Origin of the sequence: Tsukamurella pseudospumae, from assembly GCF_001575195.1 — a bacterium.
In the GTDB taxonomy this organism is placed as follows: Bacteria; Actinomycetota; Actinomycetes; order Mycobacteriales; family Mycobacteriaceae; genus Tsukamurella; species Tsukamurella pseudospumae.
Genome location: NZ_LSRF01000058.1, coordinates 615,828 through 633,099 on the forward strand (window position 1 = coordinate 615,828; position 17,272 = coordinate 633,099).

Annotated in this window: 20 protein-coding genes; 10 read left to right on the top strand and 10 right to left on the bottom strand. The window is 70.0% G+C overall.

What is annotated here, in order from left to right:
• Positions 1-26 precede the first annotated feature (26 nt).
• Positions 27-422, bottom strand: coding sequence for a type II toxin-antitoxin system death-on-curing family toxin (locus AXK60_RS21365; RefSeq protein ID WP_068574285.1), 396 nt, complete (start codon positions 420-422; stop codon positions 27-29).
• Entirely contained in the window at positions 419-595 is a 177-nt protein-coding gene (locus AXK60_RS27200; protein ID WP_156485648.1) for a hypothetical protein, read from the bottom strand. The genes AXK60_RS21365 and AXK60_RS27200 overlap by 4 nt, the downstream gene beginning before the upstream one ends.
• A 236-nt stretch (positions 596-831) precedes the next feature.
• On the opposite strand from AXK60_RS27200, the gene hemL reads away from it, so the two are divergent.
• The 6 genes from hemL to ccsB are packed head-to-tail and all read left to right on the top strand — an operon-like array spanning position 832 to position 6,799.
• Positions 832-2,136, top strand: a complete 1,305-nt coding sequence (gene hemL, locus AXK60_RS21370) for a glutamate-1-semialdehyde 2,1-aminomutase (protein ID WP_244881151.1) — start codon at positions 832-834, stop codon at positions 2,134-2,136.
• A gap of 23 nt (positions 2,137-2,159) precedes the next feature.
• A complete protein-coding gene (locus AXK60_RS21375) occupies positions 2,160-2,789 on the top strand; it encodes a histidine phosphatase family protein (protein ID WP_068574287.1) in 630 nt (209 codons plus the stop codon).
• Positions 2,786-3,376, top strand: coding sequence for a TlpA disulfide reductase family protein (locus tag AXK60_RS21380; RefSeq protein ID WP_068574289.1), 591 nt, complete (start codon positions 2,786-2,788; stop codon positions 3,374-3,376). The genes AXK60_RS21375 and AXK60_RS21380 overlap by 4 nt, the downstream gene beginning before the upstream one ends.
• The gene (locus tag AXK60_RS21385; protein ID WP_068574290.1) at positions 3,376-4,161 is read left to right on the top strand and encodes a cytochrome c biogenesis CcdA family protein; all 786 of its coding nucleotides are present in this window, start codon (positions 3,376-3,378) and stop codon (positions 4,159-4,161) included. The genes AXK60_RS21380 and AXK60_RS21385 overlap by 1 nt, the downstream gene beginning before the upstream one ends.
• Positions 4,158-5,801, top strand: a complete 1,644-nt coding sequence (gene resB / locus AXK60_RS21390; protein WP_068574292.1) for a cytochrome c biogenesis protein ResB — start codon at positions 4,158-4,160, stop codon at positions 5,799-5,801. Before AXK60_RS21385 ends, resB begins: the two co-directional genes overlap by 4 nt.
• Positions 5,802-5,803: 2 nt before the next feature.
• Positions 5,804-6,799 carry a c-type cytochrome biogenesis protein CcsB gene (gene ccsB, locus AXK60_RS21395; RefSeq protein ID WP_068574294.1) on the top strand — a complete coding sequence of 332 codons (996 nt, stop codon included), beginning with the start codon at positions 5,804-5,806 and terminating at the stop codon, positions 6,797-6,799.
• 88 nt (positions 6,800-6,887) lie between these two features.
• Here ccsB and AXK60_RS21400 read toward each other — a convergent pair whose 3' ends face one another.
• On the bottom strand, positions 6,888-7,049 hold the full coding sequence (locus tag AXK60_RS21400) for a BldC family transcriptional regulator (RefSeq protein WP_074850913.1): 162 nt from the start codon (positions 7,047-7,049) through the stop codon (positions 6,888-6,890).
• A gap of 177 nt (positions 7,050-7,226) precedes the next feature.
• On the opposite strand from AXK60_RS21400, the gene AXK60_RS21405 reads away from it, so the two are divergent.
• The 3 genes from AXK60_RS21405 (at position 7,227) to AXK60_RS21415 (ending at position 9,397) form a co-directional block, all read left to right on the top strand.
• Positions 7,227-7,526, top strand: a complete 300-nt coding sequence (locus AXK60_RS21405; protein WP_068574298.1) for a DUF4229 domain-containing protein — start codon at positions 7,227-7,229, stop codon at positions 7,524-7,526.
• Entirely contained in the window at positions 7,523-8,626 is a 1,104-nt protein-coding gene (gene cds1 / locus AXK60_RS21410; RefSeq protein ID WP_068574300.1) for an L-cysteine desulfhydrase Cds1, read from the top strand. Before AXK60_RS21405 ends, cds1 begins: the two co-directional genes overlap by 4 nt.
• Before the next feature lie 243 nt (positions 8,627-8,869).
• Positions 8,870-9,397, top strand: coding sequence for a LysR family transcriptional regulator (locus AXK60_RS21415; RefSeq protein ID WP_068574302.1), 528 nt, complete (start codon positions 8,870-8,872; stop codon positions 9,395-9,397).
• A 202-nt stretch (positions 9,398-9,599) separates the two neighbouring features.
• Here AXK60_RS21415 and AXK60_RS21420 read toward each other — a convergent pair whose 3' ends face one another.
• From AXK60_RS21420 to AXK60_RS21450, 7 genes are all read right to left on the bottom strand, one after another.
• On the bottom strand, positions 9,600-10,475 hold the full coding sequence (locus tag AXK60_RS21420) for a 1,4-dihydroxy-2-naphthoate polyprenyltransferase (protein ID WP_068574304.1): 876 nt from the start codon (positions 10,473-10,475) through the stop codon (positions 9,600-9,602).
• Positions 10,476-10,496: 21 nt separating this feature from the next.
• Positions 10,497-12,290, bottom strand: a complete 1,794-nt coding sequence (locus AXK60_RS21425) for an acyl-CoA dehydrogenase (protein ID WP_082778176.1) — start codon at positions 12,288-12,290, stop codon at positions 10,497-10,499.
• A gap of 68 nt (positions 12,291-12,358) precedes the next feature.
• Complete coding sequence (gene menE, locus AXK60_RS21430; RefSeq protein ID WP_068574306.1) at positions 12,359-13,516, bottom strand: o-succinylbenzoate--CoA ligase; 1,158 nt, start codon at positions 13,514-13,516, stop codon at positions 12,359-12,361.
• Between the two features lie 9 nt (positions 13,517-13,525).
• Positions 13,526-13,876, bottom strand: a complete 351-nt coding sequence (locus tag AXK60_RS21435; RefSeq protein WP_068574308.1) for a DUF3349 domain-containing protein — start codon at positions 13,874-13,876, stop codon at positions 13,526-13,528.
• Positions 13,877-14,024: 148 nt separating this feature from the next.
• Entirely contained in the window at positions 14,025-14,336 is a 312-nt protein-coding gene (locus AXK60_RS21440; protein ID WP_068574310.1) for a DUF3349 domain-containing protein, read from the bottom strand.
• 11 nt (positions 14,337-14,347) lie between these two features.
• Complete coding sequence (locus AXK60_RS21445; protein WP_068574311.1) at positions 14,348-14,650, bottom strand: hypothetical protein; 303 nt, start codon at positions 14,648-14,650, stop codon at positions 14,348-14,350.
• Positions 14,651-14,653: 3 nt separating this feature from the next.
• Positions 14,654-15,922 carry an inorganic phosphate transporter gene (locus tag AXK60_RS21450; RefSeq protein WP_068574313.1) on the bottom strand — a complete coding sequence of 423 codons (1,269 nt, stop codon included), beginning with the start codon at positions 15,920-15,922 and terminating at the stop codon, positions 14,654-14,656.
• Positions 15,923-16,129: 207 nt separating this feature from the next.
• On the opposite strand from AXK60_RS21450, the gene AXK60_RS21455 reads away from it, so the two are divergent.
• The gene (locus AXK60_RS21455) at positions 16,130-17,269 is read left to right on the top strand and encodes a BTAD domain-containing putative transcriptional regulator (protein WP_068574315.1); all 1,140 of its coding nucleotides are present in this window, start codon (positions 16,130-16,132) and stop codon (positions 17,267-17,269) included.
• Positions 17,270-17,272: the final 3 nt, after the last annotated feature.

Here is a 17,272-nt window from a genome sequence, read left to right on the forward strand (position 1 = left end):
CCACTATAGGTGGTCGGTGGCTGGGATCAGGTGGAAGCTGATTCTGCGAACTCCGCGAACCGTCCTGCGATCGCCTCGATGTCCTCGATCGCGCCGACGGCCACGTCGAGGACGAATCGCTCTGCGTCGTCCACGTCGTAGTCCGCGGCGAGGTTCACGCCGTTGAGTCGGAGGAAGGCCCACGCGGACGCCCACGCGGTGCGTTTGTTTCCGTCTACGAACGGGTGGTTCCGGGCGATCGACTGCATCAGCGCGGCAGCCTTGGCGTACAGCGTCGGGTAGGCGTCAGCGCCGAAGATCGTCGTGCGGGGCCGCAGTACAGCGGAATCGAAATTGCCCTGGTCACGGATGTTGAGTGGGAATCCCGTGGCGACGCCGCCCACCAGAAGCACGGCTTCCGGGGTCAGGAAGACCGAGGTCATGCCAGTCGGCGGTTGAGCTCGCGCGATCGGTCGGCCACGAACTCGGCAGCCTCGAGCACGGCGGAGCGGTACGCCGCCTCGGAGTACTCCTCGGACCGGCTCGGATCCCCGGCCGCTGCGGCTCGGCGCGGCTGTCCCGACGCCGACCTGCGGTTGGTGATCTCGCTGCTCATACGGTCGATACTACCGATCGCGATGCGCCGTCGCGAGAGAGATCTTGTCGATGGCGGCCGCGCATTTCGGGTGCGGATGGCCTCCCGCACCCAGATCACCCGGTCGCACCCGGCACGCCGGGTGCGCTCGCGCTTTCCGGGTGCGGATGGTTTCCCGCACCCGAAATGCCCGCACTCGGCGACTTCTCCTACACCCTGTAGTTGACGATTTGCTTCGGCCTGGGACACTGGAGGTCGTGAGTTCTCCCCAGACCCAGGCCAGCGCCGCACTGTTCGACCGCGCGGCCCGCTCGATTCCCGGCGGTGTGAACTCGCCGGTTCGCGCGTTCTCCGCCGTCGGCGGCACCCCGCGGTTCATCACCAGCGCGACGGGCTCGCAGCTCACGGACGCCGACGGCAACACCTACGTCGACCTCGTCTCCAGCTGGGGCCCCATGATCCTCGGCCACGCGCACCCCGCCGTCGTCGAGGCCGTGCAGCGCGCCGCCACGACCGGGCTGAGCTTCGGCGCCCCCACCGAGGCCGAGGTCGAGCTCGCCGAGGAGCTCATCGCGCGGGTCGCCCCCGTCGAGCGGATCCGCCTGGTCAACTCCGGCACCGAGGCCACCATGAGCGCCGTGCGCCTGGCCCGCGGCGTCACCGGCCGCGCCAAGATCATCAAGTTCTCGGGCTGCTATCACGGCCACGTCGACGCGTTGCTGGCCGACGCGGGCTCCGGCGTCGCCACCCTCGGCCTGCCCACCAGCCCCGGCGTGACGGGAGCGCAGGCGCAGGACACCGTCGTCCTGCCCTACAACGACCTGGACGCGGTGCGCGAGGCCTTCGCGCGGTACCCGGGCCAGATCGCCGCCGTGATCACCGAGGCCGCCGCCGGCAACATGGGCGCCGTGCCCCCGCAGGCCGGGTTCAACCAGGGCCTGCGCGACATCACCGAGGCCGACGGTGCGCTGCTCATCCTCGACGAGGTCATGACCGGCTTCCGCGTCAGCAAGGCCGGTTGGTACGGGCTCGAGCCCGTCGACGCCGACCTGTTCACCTTCGGCAAGGTCATGTCCGGCGGCCTTCCCGCGGCGGCCTTCGGCGGCCGCGCCGAGGTGATGAACCGGCTCGCCCCGCTCGGCCCCGTCTACCAGGCCGGAACGCTCTCCGGGAACCCCGTCGCCGTGGCCGCGGGTCTCGCGACGCTCCGGAACGCCACCGACGAGGTGTACGCCAAGCTCAACGCCAACTCGATCCGGCTCGGCGGACTGATCGGCGACGCGCTCACCGCCGAGGGCGTGCGGCACCACGTCCAGTACGCGGGCAACCTGGTCTCCGTGTTCTTCACGGACGGCCCGGTCGTGAACTACGGCCAGGCGAAGGCCGCCGAGACCTTCCGGTTCGCGCCCTTCTTCCACGCGCTGCTCGAGCAGGGCGTCTACCCGCCGCCGAGCGCCTTCGAGGCGTGGTTCGTCTCCGCGGCGCTCACCGACACCGATTTCGAGTCCATCGAGGCGGCCCTGCCCGCCGCCGCCCGCGCCGCCGCCGCGGCGAAGCAGTGAGCCCCGGTAGGAGAGAACACAAGATGACGCAGACGATCGTGCACGTGATGCGGCACGGCGAGGTGCACAACCCCGACGGCATCCTCTACGGCCGCCTCCCCGGTTTCCGCCTGTCCGACACCGGCCGCGCCCAGGCGCGCAAGGTTGCGGACGCGCTGGCCGACCACGACATCACCGCCGTGTTCGCGTCGCCGTTGCAGCGCGCACAGGAGACCGCGACGCCGATCGCCGCCGCCCACGGCCTGGCGATCATCACCGATGAGGAGCTCATCGAGGCGGGGAACCAGTTCGAGGGGCTCAAGGTGTCCGTCGGCGACGGTGCGCTGCGCGAGCCCAAGCACTGGGCCAAGCTGCGCGATCCGTTCACCCCGTCGTGGGGCGAGCCCTACCTCCAGATCGCGCACCGCATGCTCGGCGTCGTCGACATCGCCCGCGAGCGGGCCCGCGGCCACGAGGCGGTGCTGGTCAGCCACCAGCTGCCGGTCGTGACCCTGCGGCGCTACCTCGAGGGCAAGCGGCTCTGGCACGATCCGCGCAAGCGGCAGTGCTCCCTGGCGTCGTTGACCAGCCTCGTCTACGACGGCGACGCCCTCGTCGACCTCGTGTACTCCGAACCCGCGGGAGCGTCCGACCCGCGGATCACGGGCGCGTGAGGCTCGCCCGCCGCGCCGCCGCCCTCGTGGTCCTCGGCGCTGTCGCCCTCGGCGCGTCCGGCTGCGTCCAGTACTCCGACCAGGCGGCCAAGGGCGGCGTCATCGCACCCGGCGGCAAGGTCCGGCAGTTCTACGAGCCCGACAAGCGCAGCACCGTCGAGAACCTGTCCGGGCGCAGCGTGATGGACGAGAAGACCACACTCAAGCTCTCCGACTACGACGGCAAGGTCGTCGTCATCAACGTGTGGGGCAGCTGGTGTGCGCCGTGCCGCCTCGAGTCGTCCGAGCTGGAACGGACCTACCTCGCCACCAAGGACCGCGGAGTGCAGTTCCTCGGCATCAACGTCCGCGAGACCGCCGGTGACGACGCCGCCCGCGACTTCATCGGCTCCCAGGGCCTGACCTACCCGTCGATCTACGACCCGCCCGGCCGCGCGCTGCTGGCCATCGGCGAGCAGTACCCGACGACCGTCGTGCCGATGACCTTCGTCCTCGACCGCAAGCACCGGGTGGCGGCGTCGTACCTCACGACGGTCGGCGAGAAGGAACTGCTCGGCACCGTCGAGAAGGTACTGGGGGAGGGCTGATGGGAGAGGCCTTCGCCACCGCGGCCGTCTCGGGCCCGCTGTTGCTCGCGCTCGGCGCGTGCCTGCTCGCGGGGCTCGTCTCCTTCGCCTCGCCGTGCATCGTCCCGCTCGTGCCGGGCTACCTATCGTACCTGGCCGGGCTCGTCGGGGCGGAGGCGCCGGCCGCCACCGTCGACGAGGCCCGCGCGGGCGTGCGTGCCGGACGGTGGCGCGTCATGGGCGCGGCGGTGCTGTTCGTCGCCGGGTTCACCGCGGTCTTCCTGCTCATGACCATGTCCGTCTTCGGGCTGGCCACGTCGATCGCCCTCAACGCCGACACGCTCATGCGCATCGGGGGCGTGATCACCATCGTCATGGGCCTGGCGTTCATCGGCCTCGTCCCGATGCTCGAGCGCGACGTCCGGTTCGCGCCGCGGCAGTGGACGACCCTCGCGGGCGCGCCCCTGCTGGGCGGAGTGTTCGCGCTCGGTTGGACCCCGTGCATCGGCCCGACGCTGGCGGGGATCCTGTCGATCGTCGTCGGCACGGACGCCGAACCCGCCCGCGGTGCGGTCCTCATCGTCGCCTACTGCGCGGGGCTCGGTCTGCCCTTCATCATCCTGGCCCTCGGGTCGACGGTGGCGGTCCGCGCGGTCGGGTGGTTGCGCCGCAACTCGCGCCGCATCCAGATCCTCGGCGGCGTGCTGATGATCGCGGTGGGCGTCGCGCTGGTCACCGGCTATTGGGCCGAGTTCATCGACCTGGTGCGCCGCCTCTTCGTCTCCGACACGGTGATGCCCATATGAGTACCTTGACGAAACACCCGAACCCGCCGGTCCCGCCGTCGAGCCCGCAGCGGCAGTCGCCGCTGCGCCGCGCGATCGCCACGGTCCGCAACACCTGGCGCTCACTGACCTCGATGAAGACGGCGCTGGTCCTACTGTTCCTGCTCGCCGTGGCGGCCATGCCCGGCGCGCTGCTGCCGCAGCGCGACATCGACGGCGCCGCGACCGCCAAGTACATCGCCGACCACGGCACGGTCGGCGAGATCATGGACAAGCTGCAGCTCTTCGACGTGTTCAAGTCGGTGTGGTTCACCGCCGTGTACGCGCTGCTGTTCGTCTCACTCGTCGGCTGCATCCTGCCGCGGCTGTTCGAGCACGTCCGCGCGCTGCGCACGGCCCCCGTCAACACTCCCCGCAACCTGTCCCGCCTGCCTCGGCACACCATCCGCGAGAGCGACGAGGACCCGGAGACCGCGGCGCGGACGGTGCTCGCCGGACTTCGCGGCTGGCGCAAGATCTCCCGGGTGGAAACGGCGGCCGAGGCCGGCACCAATGGCGGCGCCACCGTCACCGTCTCCGCCGAGAAGGGCTACCTCCGCGAGGCGGGCAACCTGCTCTTCCACGCGTCGTTGCTGGGCATCCTCGTGGCGATCGGCGTCGGACAGCAGTTCGGCTACGAGGGCTCGCGCATCGTGATCGCCGGCGACGAGGGCTTCTGCAACACCTCGTCGAACTACGACAACTTCCGCGCGGGCAACCTCGTCGACGGCACCGGGCTCGCCCCCTTCTGCATCAAGGCGGACGCCGTCAACGCCACCTTCCTGCCGAACGCGCAGCCCGACATGTTCTCCACGAACGCCTCCTACCAGGACCGCGACGGCCTGCGCGACGGCACGTGGAAGAAGTTCACGATCGAGGTGAACAAGCCCCTGCGCATGGAGGGCGTGCGCGTCTACATGCTCGGCCACGGCTACGCCGGCACGTTCACCGTGACCTACCCGGGCGGGCAGACCCGTACCCAGACCATGCAGTTCGCGCCGCAGGACAAGGTCTACTTCCTCAGCTCCGGCGCGCTGCGCTTCGACCCGCCGGCCGAGCTGTACAAGACCGAGGACGAGCGCCGCACCAAGCAGATCGGGATCGAGGGCCTGCTCGCCCCCACGAAGCAGCTCAACGGGTCCCTCCTGACCTCGCGGTTCCCGGCGCCGAACGACCCGGCCGTCGCGATCGACGTCTACGAGGGTGATACCGGTCTCGACTCGGGCAAGCCGCAGAACATCTTCTCGCTCAGCCGGGACCAGATCGACTCCGGACGGCTCGAGAAGAAGGCCCGCGTGAACCTGGACGTCGGCCAGTCGACGACGCTCGAGGACGGCACGCAGGTGCGCTTCGACGGCGTGACCAACTTCGCCGCGCTGCAGGTCAGCCACAATCCCGCGCAGAACTGGACGCTGCTCTTCGCGATCGGGATGCTCGGCGGGCTGATCGTCTCGCTGACGGTGAAACGGCGACGGGTGTTCGTGCGGCTGACCCCGCGCGAGGGCGGCGGTACCGTGATGGAGATCGCCGGACTGGCCCGCACCGACCAGGCCGGATGGAACGAAGACTTCGATGCACTGGCCGACCGCCTCGTCGGCCGCAACGGTGAGAAGGTGGCTTGACCATGGGACCGACGACCAACACGACCCTCGCGGGGTACGCCGAGACGATGTTCCTCAGCGCCACCGCGATCTACGCGGTCGCCCTGGTGCTGCTGGTGATCGAACTCGCGACCACCCGGGTCACCGCGACCGCGGCCCGCGACCGCAGCCGGGAGCTCGTCGCCGCGGGCGGGGCGCCCATCGCCACGGCCGGCACGCCCGGCGTCGTCGTGGACGACGGTCCGCGTCGCTCCCGGTCGGAGCGGATCGGCCGGATGGGCTACGCGGTGGTCGTGGCGGGCCTGCTACTGCACGTCGCGTCGATCGTCTCCCGCGGTATCGCCACCGGTCGCATGCCCTGGGGCAACATGTACGAGTTCGTGACCATCACCTGCGCGGGTGCGGTGCTCGCCGCACTGATCATGCTCCGCAAGTCCGAGACCCGGCCGATCCTCGTGTTCGTGCTGCTCCCGGTGCTGGCGCTGATGTTCGTCGCCGAGGGCGTGCTGTACACCACCGCGGGCCCCGTGGTGCCCGCGCTGAAGTCCTACTGGCTCGCGATCCACGTGTCGATCGTGTCGATCGGCTCGGGCATCTTCCTCGTCTCCGGTGTGGCCAGCCTGCTGTACCTGTTCCGGCGCCGCTACGAGCGGCCGGACGGGACTGTGGAGGCATCGTCGGGCTTCCCGGGCCGGCTGGTCGAGGCCCTGCCCTCCGCGCAGGTGCTCGATCGCGTGGCCTACGGCACCGTGATCGTGGCGTTCCCGCTGTTCAGCGCCGGCGTGATCTGCGGTGCGATCTGGGCCGAGGCGGCGTGGGGCCGGCCGTGGGGCTGGGACCCGAAGGAGACGGTGTCGTTCATCGCGTGGGTGATCTACGCGGCGTACCTGCATGCGCGGGCGACCTCCGTGTGGCGCAAGGCAGCGCCCTATCTGAACATCCTGGGATTCGCCGCGATGGTGTTCAATCTGTTCTTCATCAATTACGTGGTGACCGGTCTGCATTCCTACGCGGGCTGATATCCGCGCCGGAAATCCGCGTACGGAAAAGGGGCGCCGCTCCGTCATCAACGACGGAGCGGCGCCCCTTTTCCGGCCTGCGGACCGGCTACGCCGTGGTGTTCTGGTTCAGTAGAGCGAAGACCTCCGATGCGCGGAAGCGACGGTGCCCGCCCGGGGTCCGGACCGAGCCGAGCAGGCCCGCACCCGCCCACCGGGTGACCGTTTTCGGGTTCACGTTGAACAGAGCAGCCACCTGGCCTGGGGTCATGAGGCGCTCGGGCTGACGGGGCGCCGCGGCGCGCGGGTCGACGGTGCGCTGGGCGAGGTTCGGGTGTGCCGTGGTCATGATGCCCAGTATGCAGCGATTTGCCCGAGTACTCGAACCTCTATCGGACTGTCAAGTATTGGTAAAGTCGGATTTCGGACGGGGAGTAGGCTGATCGGCATGACCGATACGGGAGCCGCCAAGCGGACGCTGGCGCGCGACATTGTTTTGTATACGCTGTTCCGCCTGGCGCTTGTCGCCGTGATCGCGGCGGTGTTCTACGGAATCGGTCGGCTGTTCACGGACGACGTCCCACTCGTGATCGTCTTCCTGTTTGCTCTCGTCGTCGCCCTTCCGTTGTCGATGGTCGTCGGCAAGGGATTGCGGGATCGCGTCAACCGCAGCGCCTCGGTGATCGACGCCGCCCGCAAGGAGAAGCGCGACGACTTCCGTCGGCGGCTGCAGGGCGTGGACGAATGACGGTCGTCTGCGATCGGTCCGGGGACCGCGCCTGGGTGGACAACGCAGTGCGGCTCATCGAGGCCGATGCGCGCCGCAGTGCCGACACGCACCTGTTGCGCTTCCCGCTGGGGTCCTGGGCGCAGGGGGACGGCGGTGGCGTCCAGCTGTACCTCAAGGACGAGACCACCCACATCACGGGCAGCCTCAAGCACCGCCTGGCCCGGTCCCTGTTCCTCTACTCCCTCTGCAACGGGTGGGTGCGGGAGGGGACCACGGTGATCGAGGCGTCGTCGGGCTCCACCGCGGTGTCCGAGGCGTACTTCGCCAAGCTGCTCGGCCTGCCCTTCGTGGCAGTGATGACGCGGACCACGTCGCCCGCGAAGGTCGCGCTCATCGAGCGGGAGGGCGGCACGTGCCACTTCGTCGATCGCGCCGACGAGGTGTACACCGAGGCCGCGCGCCTCGCCCGGGACCTGGGCGGGCACTACATGGATCAGTTCACGCACGCCGAGCGGGCGACCGACTGGCGCGGGAACAACAACATCGCCGAGTCTATCTTCTCGCAGCTCTCGCTCGAGGAGCATCCGGAGCCGGCGTGGATCGTGGTCGGCGCGGGCACCGGCGGCACGTCCGCGACGATCGGCCGGTACATCCGCTACCGCCGGCACGCCACGCGCCTGTGCGTCGTCGACCCGGAGAACTCCAGCTTCCTGCCCGGCTTCGAGGCGGGGGACTGCTCGGTGGAGACGGGGCAGTCCTCGCGGATCGAGGGCATCGGCCGGCCGCGCGTGGAGCCCTCCTTCATCCCCGAGATCGTGGACCGGATGGTCGGCGTGCCCGACGCGGGCTCGATCGCCGCGGCGCGCATCGCGTCCGCGATGCTCGGACGCCGCGTCGGCGGATCCACGGGCACGAACCTGTGGGGCGCGTTCGGCGTGATCGCCGAGATGGTGGACGCGGGCCGGTCCGGGAGTGTCGTCACGCTCCTCGCCGACGACGGCGACCGCTACCTCGACACCTACTTCGACGACGCCTGGGTCGCGTCCAAGGGCTTCGACCTGATCCCGCCGACGCTCACCGTCGAACGGTTCCTGACGGACGGTTCCTGGCGGGAGTAGGTCCGACGGGGTTCTGCGGCCGGCCTGCAGGCCGAGGTGCGTGTCTCGTTCGGAAAGCCATGCGTGGGACGCATGGCGGGTGAAATTACTGGTCACGCTATGTTTCCGTGACGCGAACCATGCGCCGGGCGCATGGCTTGGGCGCCGCGACCGACCGCAGCGCCGAACCCGCCCGGGCGGAAGCGAAAACTCGTCAGTGACCGGCGGTACCGTCCCGACATGTCGGACATAGAACGATTACGGGTGGTGGCCACAGTCGCGCACACGCACAGCATCAGTGAGGCGGCGCGGGTACACGGCGTCGCCCAGTCCACCGTCACGCGGTCGGTCGCGGCCGCCGAGAAGCTGGTGGGGTTCCCTCTCTTCCGGCGCGGGGTCGAGGGAGCGCAGCTGGCCACGGGGGCGCGCTCGGCGATCACGCTCATCGAGCGGATCGTGGGCGGCTTCGACGAGCTCCGCACCCTCGGTGGCGAGCGACCGGCGGCGTTCCGCCTGGCCCATCGCGCTGATGTGCAACTGCCCGCGCACCTCGAGAGCACGATGATCCGGTGGAACCGGGAGCACACGCCCCACGCCGAGGAGGTGATCCTCGATGATCCGATCGCGGCTCTGCTCGCCGGCGAGGTCGAGATCGCGATGGTGCTCCGCAGTGGTCCGGGCATCGAGGATCTGGAGACCCACGTGGTCAAGGCGATGCGCACCTCCCGGGTCGAGCTGGTGAATCTGCCCGATCCGCCCGCGGAGCTGGCCGAATTCCTGCTGCGCGTCTAGTCGTCGACAGCGTGAGCCATGCGCGGGGCGCATTGCTCGATTCGGAAGAACGTACTGTGACCTGCGACGATGCGGCCATGCGTGTCACGCATGGGTTTTCAGAACGACACGGGACCCGCCGCCGAACGGGGATCGTGCCTACCGGTGTCGCGCGTACCAGCGGTCCTAGTCGGGACGTGCGGTGCGGCGGACGACGCCTACGTCACGCGCCCAGGAACAGCCCGACCGCGGCGGCCACGGACCACACCAGCATGGCCAGGCCGGTCTGGGCGATGCCCGGGATCAGATCGCGGCCCTGGCCACCGCGGACCACCGGGAGCGCGGCGCGCACCGCGAGGGGCGCGGACAGCAGGGTCAGTAGCGCCCACGGCGTGCAGACGAGGGCCAGGACCAGGCCCAGCACCGTCGGGGCGCCCACCAGGACGGCGAACAGGACGCGCGTGCGGGAGTCGCCGAGTCGGACCGCGAGAGTGATCTTGCCCGACTCGCGGTCCGTCGGGATGTCGCGCAGGTTGTTGGCGACGAGGACCGCCGAGCTGTACGCGCCCACAGCACAGGCGGCGAGCCAGCCGGCACCGTCGACCCTGCCGGCCTGCACGAACTGCGTGCCGAGCACCGCGACCAGGCCGAAGAACACGAACACCGCGATCTCGCCGAAGCCGAGGTAGCCGTAGGGCCTCGACCCACCCGTGTAGAACCACGCGCCCGCGACGCACACCGCGCCCACGAGGATCAGCCACCACGCGGACGCCAGCGACAGGGCGATCCCGGCCACCGCGCCCACGCCGAAGCAGAGGAACGCCGCGCGCTTGACTGCGGCGGGGGACGCGAGCCCCGACCCGACGAGCCGCAACGGGCCGACGCGGTCGTCGTCGGTACCGCGGACACCGTCGGAGTAGTCGTTGGCGAAGTTGACGCCGATGATCAACGCCAGCGACACCACGAGCGCCAGCAGGGCCTTCCACCACACGGCCCCGCCGAGGAACCCCGCCGCCCCCGTGCCCGCGATCACCGGGGCGATCGCGTTCGGGAGCGTGCGGGGCCGGGCTCCTTCGAGCCACTGCGCGGGGGTTGCCATGCGACCCACCCTATGCAGTCGCTAGAGGACCGCCGTGTCCAGGTCGAGCGTGGTCCGATCGAGCTTCGCGAGCAGGTCGAACTCGGTGTGCGCCTTGGGCAGCTCGTAGACGAAGAAGTACCGCGTTGCCGCCCGCTTGCCGCGGTAGAAGGTCTCGTCGCGTGCCGTCCCATCCTCGGCGTAGGTGGCCAGGGCCTGATCCAGCCACAGCCACGCCACCACGACGTGACCGAGACCGTCCAGGTACGACGTGGCGTTGGCGAGCGAGAGCGACGGATCGCCGGAGCCGCCCAGCGTCATCGTCACCTCGACGGCGCGGGCGCTCGCGGCGCGCAGCGCCTCGGCGAACGGGGCGAACTCGTCGACGGCGGCGGCGCGGGCCGCGGTCGCCTCGATCCGGCCGAGCAGCGCGCCGAACGCGGCGCCGCCCTGCTGCGGCACCTTGCGACCCAGCAGGTCCAGGCCGTGAATCGCCTTGGCGCCCTCGTGGATCGCGTTGAGCCGGTTGTCCCGGTAGAGCTGCTCGACGTTGTAGTCGCGGGTGTAGCCGTAGCCGCCGTGGATCTGGATGGCGTGGTCGTTGGCGCGCGTCGCCCACTCGCTGGGCCAGCTCTTGATGATCGGGGTCAGCAGGTCGAGCAGCTGGCCGGCGGCCGCGCGCTCCTCTTCCGACGGTGCCGTGTGCGCGTCGTCGATCAGCCGCGCGGAGAAGAGCGAGAGCGCGAGCCCGCCCTCGACATAACTCTTCTGCGCCAGCAGCATCCGCCGCACGTCCGGGTGCTCGATGATCGGGACCTGCGGCCCCGTCGGGGCGGTGACGGGACGGCCCTGCACGCGGGTCTTCGCGTACTCCAGCGACTGCAGGTAGCCGGTGTAGCCGATCGCCGACGATGCGAGGCCCACCGCGACGCGCGCCTCGTTCATCATCTGGAACATCTGCACGAGGCCGCGGTTCTCGGCGCCGACGAGGTAGCCGGTGGCACCGTCGAGCGAGAGCAGGCAGTTCGTGGTGCCCTTGTTGCCCATCTTGTGGTTGAGGCTCACCAGGTTGACGGCGTTGCGCTCGCCGACGGACTGATCGTCGTTCACCAGGTACTTCGGGACGATGAACAGCGAGATGCCCTTGACCCCGTCCGGCGCGCCCGGAACCTTGGCCAGCACGAGGTGCACGATGTTCTCGGTCATCTCGTGGTCGCCGCCGGTGATCCACATCTTGGTGCCGGTGATGGCGTAGCTGCCGTCGCCGCGGGGCTCGGCCTTCGCGCTGATGTCGGCGAGCGCCGAGCCGGCGTCGGGCTCCGAGAGGCACATGGTGCCGGTGAACCGGCCCTCGATCATCGGCTCGAGGTACAGGCGCTTCTGCTCGTCGGTGCCGAAGGAGCGGATGACGTTGCCGTTGCCGAGCGTCAGGCCCGAGTAGACCGTGGTCGAGACGTTCGCCGCCTGCATCCACGCGAACGCGGCCTTGCTGATCAGCGACGGCAGGCCGATGCCGCCCTCCTCGGCCGGCAGTTCGGCGAAGGTGAAGCCGGCCTCGTTGATCGCGTCCAGGCCGGCCTTGGTCTCGGGGAGCGTCTTCGCGGTGCCGTCGGGCTGGATCGTCGGCTCCGCGGCGTCGGCCTCCTTGTAGTGGTTCGACAGCTTCTGCACCGCGATGTCGGCGGCCAGGTCGAGCGCGGCGTCGAAGGTCTCCTTGGAGTGGTCGGCGAACTGCTCGCGTTTGGTCAGCTCCTCGGCGTTCAGCCACTCGTAGAGCAGGAAGTCGACGTCGCGGGGGTTGAGCAGCGGCGTCTGCGCTGCGATGTTCTGCTTCACGGTTCTCCGATCCGGGGCTGACTACTGCCGAGCGATCTTACTCGGCAGTAAGCTTAGACCAGATTCCTTCAACCGTGAATATTTGTGATCTGCGCCGCCAATGCCCGTCGATCGATCTTTCCCGGCCCGCGCCGCGGCAGCTCGTCGACGAGATACACCGCGCGCGGTGCCGCTGTCCGGTCCAGTTCGGCCTCCACCGCACGCCGCAGGGCCTCGACGGTGACCGCGCCCTCCGGTGTGCCGGGGGTCCGGACGACGGCGGCGGCGACGCGCTGGCCGAGCCGCGGATCGGGCTGGGCGAAGACGGCGACCTCGGCCACGCCGGGCACCCGCGCGAGGACGGCCTCGACGACCTGGGGGAGCACCGTCAGGCCTCCGGTCGAGATGGCCTCGTCGAGCCGGCCCGTGACGGAGAGGACACCGTCGGACAGGGTTCCCGCATCGTCCGTGCGGAAGTACCCCGGCTCCGCGAACGCGGGATGATCGGGCAGGTTCCGGTAGCCGAGGGCCACCGTCGGGCCGCCCAGGACGACCCGGGATTCCGGGCCGTCCAGGCGGATCTCGACGCCCGGGAGGGGCGCACCGTCGTACACGCACCCCCCGGCCGTCTCGCTCATGCCGTACGTGCGGACGATCCGGATGCCGGCTGCGAGCGCCGCCTCGCGGACCGGGGCCGGGCAGGCGGCGCCGCCGATGAGGACGCCGTCGAAGCGGGCCAGGGCGTCGGCGGCGGCGGGGTCGGCGAGGACCTTGACGAGCTGGGTGGGCACCAGGGCGACGTACCGACGGTCCGCCGTCATCGCGGCGTGCGCGAGGGCGAGGGACGCGGGGGCGAAGCCGCCGCGGACGTCGAGTTGAGCGGGCGCGTGCCCGGCGGCCAGGGAGCGCAGCATCACCTGCACCCCCGCGACGTGGTGCGGCGGCATCGCGAGCAGCCACTGCCCGGGCCCGCCCAGGCGTTCGTGCGTGCCCGCGGCGCTGGCGGTGAGGTTCGCGCGGGTGAGCATCGCGCCCTTGGGTGTGCCGGTGGTGCCGGACGTTGCGACCACGAGGGCCACCCGCTGGTCGATGGACTCGCCCGCAGCGAGCGCCCCGGTGAGCCGGGCGGCCTCGCGCGGATCCTGCGCGGGAACGGGCAGCCACGCGGGTGCCGTGCCGGTGAGGAGCGCCTCCAGCTGCGGCAGGGCGGATTCGACGGTGTCGATCGGCAGGGGCTCGAGGATCACCCGATCAGGCTACTGCGAGTCGCGGCGGTGGTAATCGGGGTCGAGGGGGGAGTTGTCGAAGGGCCAGCCCTTGCGCTCGAGCCGCTCGCGGACCCGGGCGATGTCCTTCTCGAGCGGCAGCTCGTGGGTGTGACCGCTGATCGCGACGCCGGCGTCGACGCGGGTGATGGGGTCGAGACCGGCCTCGGTCAGGTGCGCCTCGTCGATCAGCTCGCGCGCGACCTGCTTGACCTCCTCCTTGGTCAGCTGGCGGTCCAGCAGAGCGAGGAGCGGCTGGTAATCCGTGCTGGGCACGCCGTCGGGGTAGCCGGCGCGCAGCCAGTCCACGATCTTGGCGAGAAAGCCCGAACTCGAACTCATGAGCGGTTCACCTCCGGTGCAGTGCGCCGCGCGGGCGCCGGGTGTTGCAATATCACAGGGGGGACTGTCGTGGACGGCCCCCTATGCCTGTGACCAGCATAGGGGGCCGTCCGCGTGGTGTCGTGGTCGACAGCTGAGCGAACTTCTCTCAGTGGGCGAAACCGGTGAGCGGCCAGCCGCCCGCGGCGAGCTTGCTCGCGACCTGACGGAGGTCGGCGTCGCTCGGTTCGGTCTGCGTGACCTTCGTGATCGCGGCCTCGATCTCCTCGCGGTGCACCTCGTCGGGGCGGTTCGCGAGGATGCGGCCGATGACAGAGTTCACCTCGTCCTCGGTGAGCTGCTTCTTGAGCAGGGCGAGGAGGGGGAAGTAGTCCTTCGGCGGGACGCCCTCGGGGTAACCTGCGCGGAGCCAGGCGAGGACCTGGGTGAGTACGCCGTCCTGGGTGTTCTCGGTGGTCATTTCGGCTTCTCCTAGGCCTTCTTCTCGAACCACGGGTAGATGTGCTCGAAGGTGAGCTCGTACTTGAAGCCGGACGCGACGATCATCGCGATGCCGAGGAGGACCGCGGCGATGACGATGACGAAGGCGATGGCGGCGAGCACGTTGCCGAGCGGATTCGGCTGGTGGACGGTGCCGTCCTCCCGCTCGTGGCCGTTGCCGACGGCCAGGCCGCGGACGCCGACGGCGAACAGGGCGGGCAGGCCGGCGCCGAGGATGAGGCCCACCAGGAGGACCTTCCAGACCGCACTAAGGGCGAGGGAGAGGGTTTCCATGTCTTAGACCTTCGCAATCTTCTCGGCGGCGGGCGCGACGGTGTTGGCCTCGTCGTCCCACTCGGCGTTGACGTTGTTGGAGTCGACCTTCTGCTGCTGCGCGCGCCAGTACATGTAGCCCGACAGCGCGACGAGGATGACAAAGGCGACCAGCGGGCCGGCGAGCGTGGGGATCTTGGCGGCGACGAACCACATGACGGCGCCTACGACGGCCGCGGCGGGGAGGGTGATGAACCAGGCCGAGACCATGCGAACAGCGACGTTCCAGCGGACCTTGGCACCCGGCTTGCCGACACCCGATCCGAGGATCGAGCCGGTGGCGACGTGGGTGGTGGAGAGGGCGAAGCCCAGGTGGCTCGAGGCCAGGATGATGGTGGCCGACGATGCCTCAGCGGCCATGCCCTGCGGCGAGCTGATCTCGATCAGGCCCTTGCCGAGGGTGCGGATGATGCGCCAGCCGCCGAGGAAGGTGCCGAGCGCGATCGCGACGGCGCACGCCACCTTGACCCAGAACGGGACGCCGTGGTTGTCGTGCCAGGCGAACACGCCGGTCGAGTCCGGGGTGCCGGCACTGTAGGCGATCAGCGCGAGAGTGATGACGCCCATCGTCTTCTGCGCGTCGTTGGTGCCGTGCGCGAGCGAGACCAGCGAGGCGGTACCGATCTGGCCCCAGCGAAAGCCCTCCTCGGTGAAGCGCTCGGCGACACCGGCGACGATCTTGAAGATCAGGAAGGTGCCAACGGCGGCGACGAGACCGGCGACGATCGGTGCGAACAGCGCGGGCATGATCACCTTGCCCACGACACCGTCGAGCTTGCCGTGGCCCGTCCAGACGACGCCGACGCCGGAGGCGAGGGCGGCGCCGATGAGGCCGCCGAACAGCGCGTGCGAGCTGGAGCTGGGCAGGCCCAGTAGCCAGGTCAGCAGGTTCCAGACGATGCCGCCGATGAGGCCGGCGAGCACGATGATGAGCAGCGCGCGGCCGTGGTCGGCGGTGAGCGCCTCCAGGGGCTTGCCGTAGTTGGCCTCGTCGGCCTTGTTGTTGTTCTGGATCTTGATCACCGCGTTGGTCACGGTAAGAGCGACCTCGACGGACAGGAAGGCACCGACGAGGTTCAGGATCGCCGAGAGGCTCACCGCGGTCTTCGGCTTCAGGGCGCCCGTCGCGATGGAGGTCGCCATCGCGTTGCCCGTGTCGTGGAAGCCGTTGGTGAAGTCGAAGGCGAGCGCCGTCACGATCACCAACAGCAGGATGATGAGTTCGCTGTTCATGATGAAAATAGTGCGGCCGAAGGGGGCATTCCACCAAACGGGTGAGACGCGCTTGACACCCTTCCGACCTGCAGGTTTTCGTTCCGCCTATCACCGTTCACCAGATGTTCATTCAGCACGCTCTCAGAATGCCCCTAGGTCGGCCGGATTTCTGCGGTTTGCAGGTACCTCGACGGCCGGTTGACTCGCCGCGACTACTCTTGCCGTATGGCGTCTTTGGATATCCGGGTGCTGGGTCAGGTCTCGCTGTCCGTCGACGGTGCGCCGAACGAGGTCTCCGGTGTGAAGCCCCGGTCGGTGCTCGCGCTGCTGGTGATGAACCGCGGGCGGGCGGTCACCGTCGATTCCCTGAGCGAGCAGGTGTGGGACGGCAACCCGCCCGCGTCGGCACGCGCGAGCCTTCAGGTGTTCGTCAGCGGCCTCCGCAAGGCGTTGCGCGGCCCGGGCGCAGGGTCCGGGCTCGACGCGCAACTGGTCACCTCCGGGTCGACCTACCGTCTGGATCTGGCGCCGGAGCAGTCCGATGTGGGCCGGTTCGACGCGGCGCGCAGACGGGGCGCCGAACTCGCCGCAGCGGGGCGCTACGACCACGCGTCGTTGATGTTCGCCTCCGCGCTGTCCGAGTTCCGCGGGGATGCGGTGGCGGATCTGCGCGGCCTGCAGTTCGCGGACAACTTCGCGGTGGGCATGGCGGAGGAGCGGGCCGCCGTGCAGTCCGCGATGTACGACGCGGAGATCGCGGCCGGCCGGGCGGCGTCCGTCATCGGCGAGCTGCGCCGGCTGGTCTCCGAGCATCCGCTGCAGGAGCCGCTGTGGGGGCAGCTCATCACGGCGCTGTACGTCACCGGGCGGCAGGCCGATGCGCTCGAGGCGGCCCGCGATCTGCGCCGCACCCTCGCCGATGAGCTGGGCGCGGACCCGACACCCGCACTGGTCGAGCTCGAGGGCAAGGTGCTGCGCCAGGAGCCGCTCGCCTTCGCCGCCGCTCGTCCAGCGGCAGTGCCCGGTGACCCACGGGCCTTCGAAAAGACGGAGACCGACGTGTCGGTGGCCGCGGCCGGCCCGCGCGGCACTCTCACCGGCGTCGACGGCACGGAGTACCTCGTGCACGGTGAGGTCCGTCTCGGCCGCCTGCCCGACAACGACATCAGCATCGACGACACCAAGGTCTCCCGTGAGCACGCCGTGATCACCGGCTCGGTCAGCGGCTTCGCCGTCCGCGACCTGCAGTCCTCCAACGGGACCTATGTCGGGGAGCGTCGCGTCTCCGGCCAGCTGCCCCTGTCGGACGGTGACGAACTCACGTTGGGTCGCACCACCTTCCGGTTCCGGGTGCTCGAGGAGTAGCGG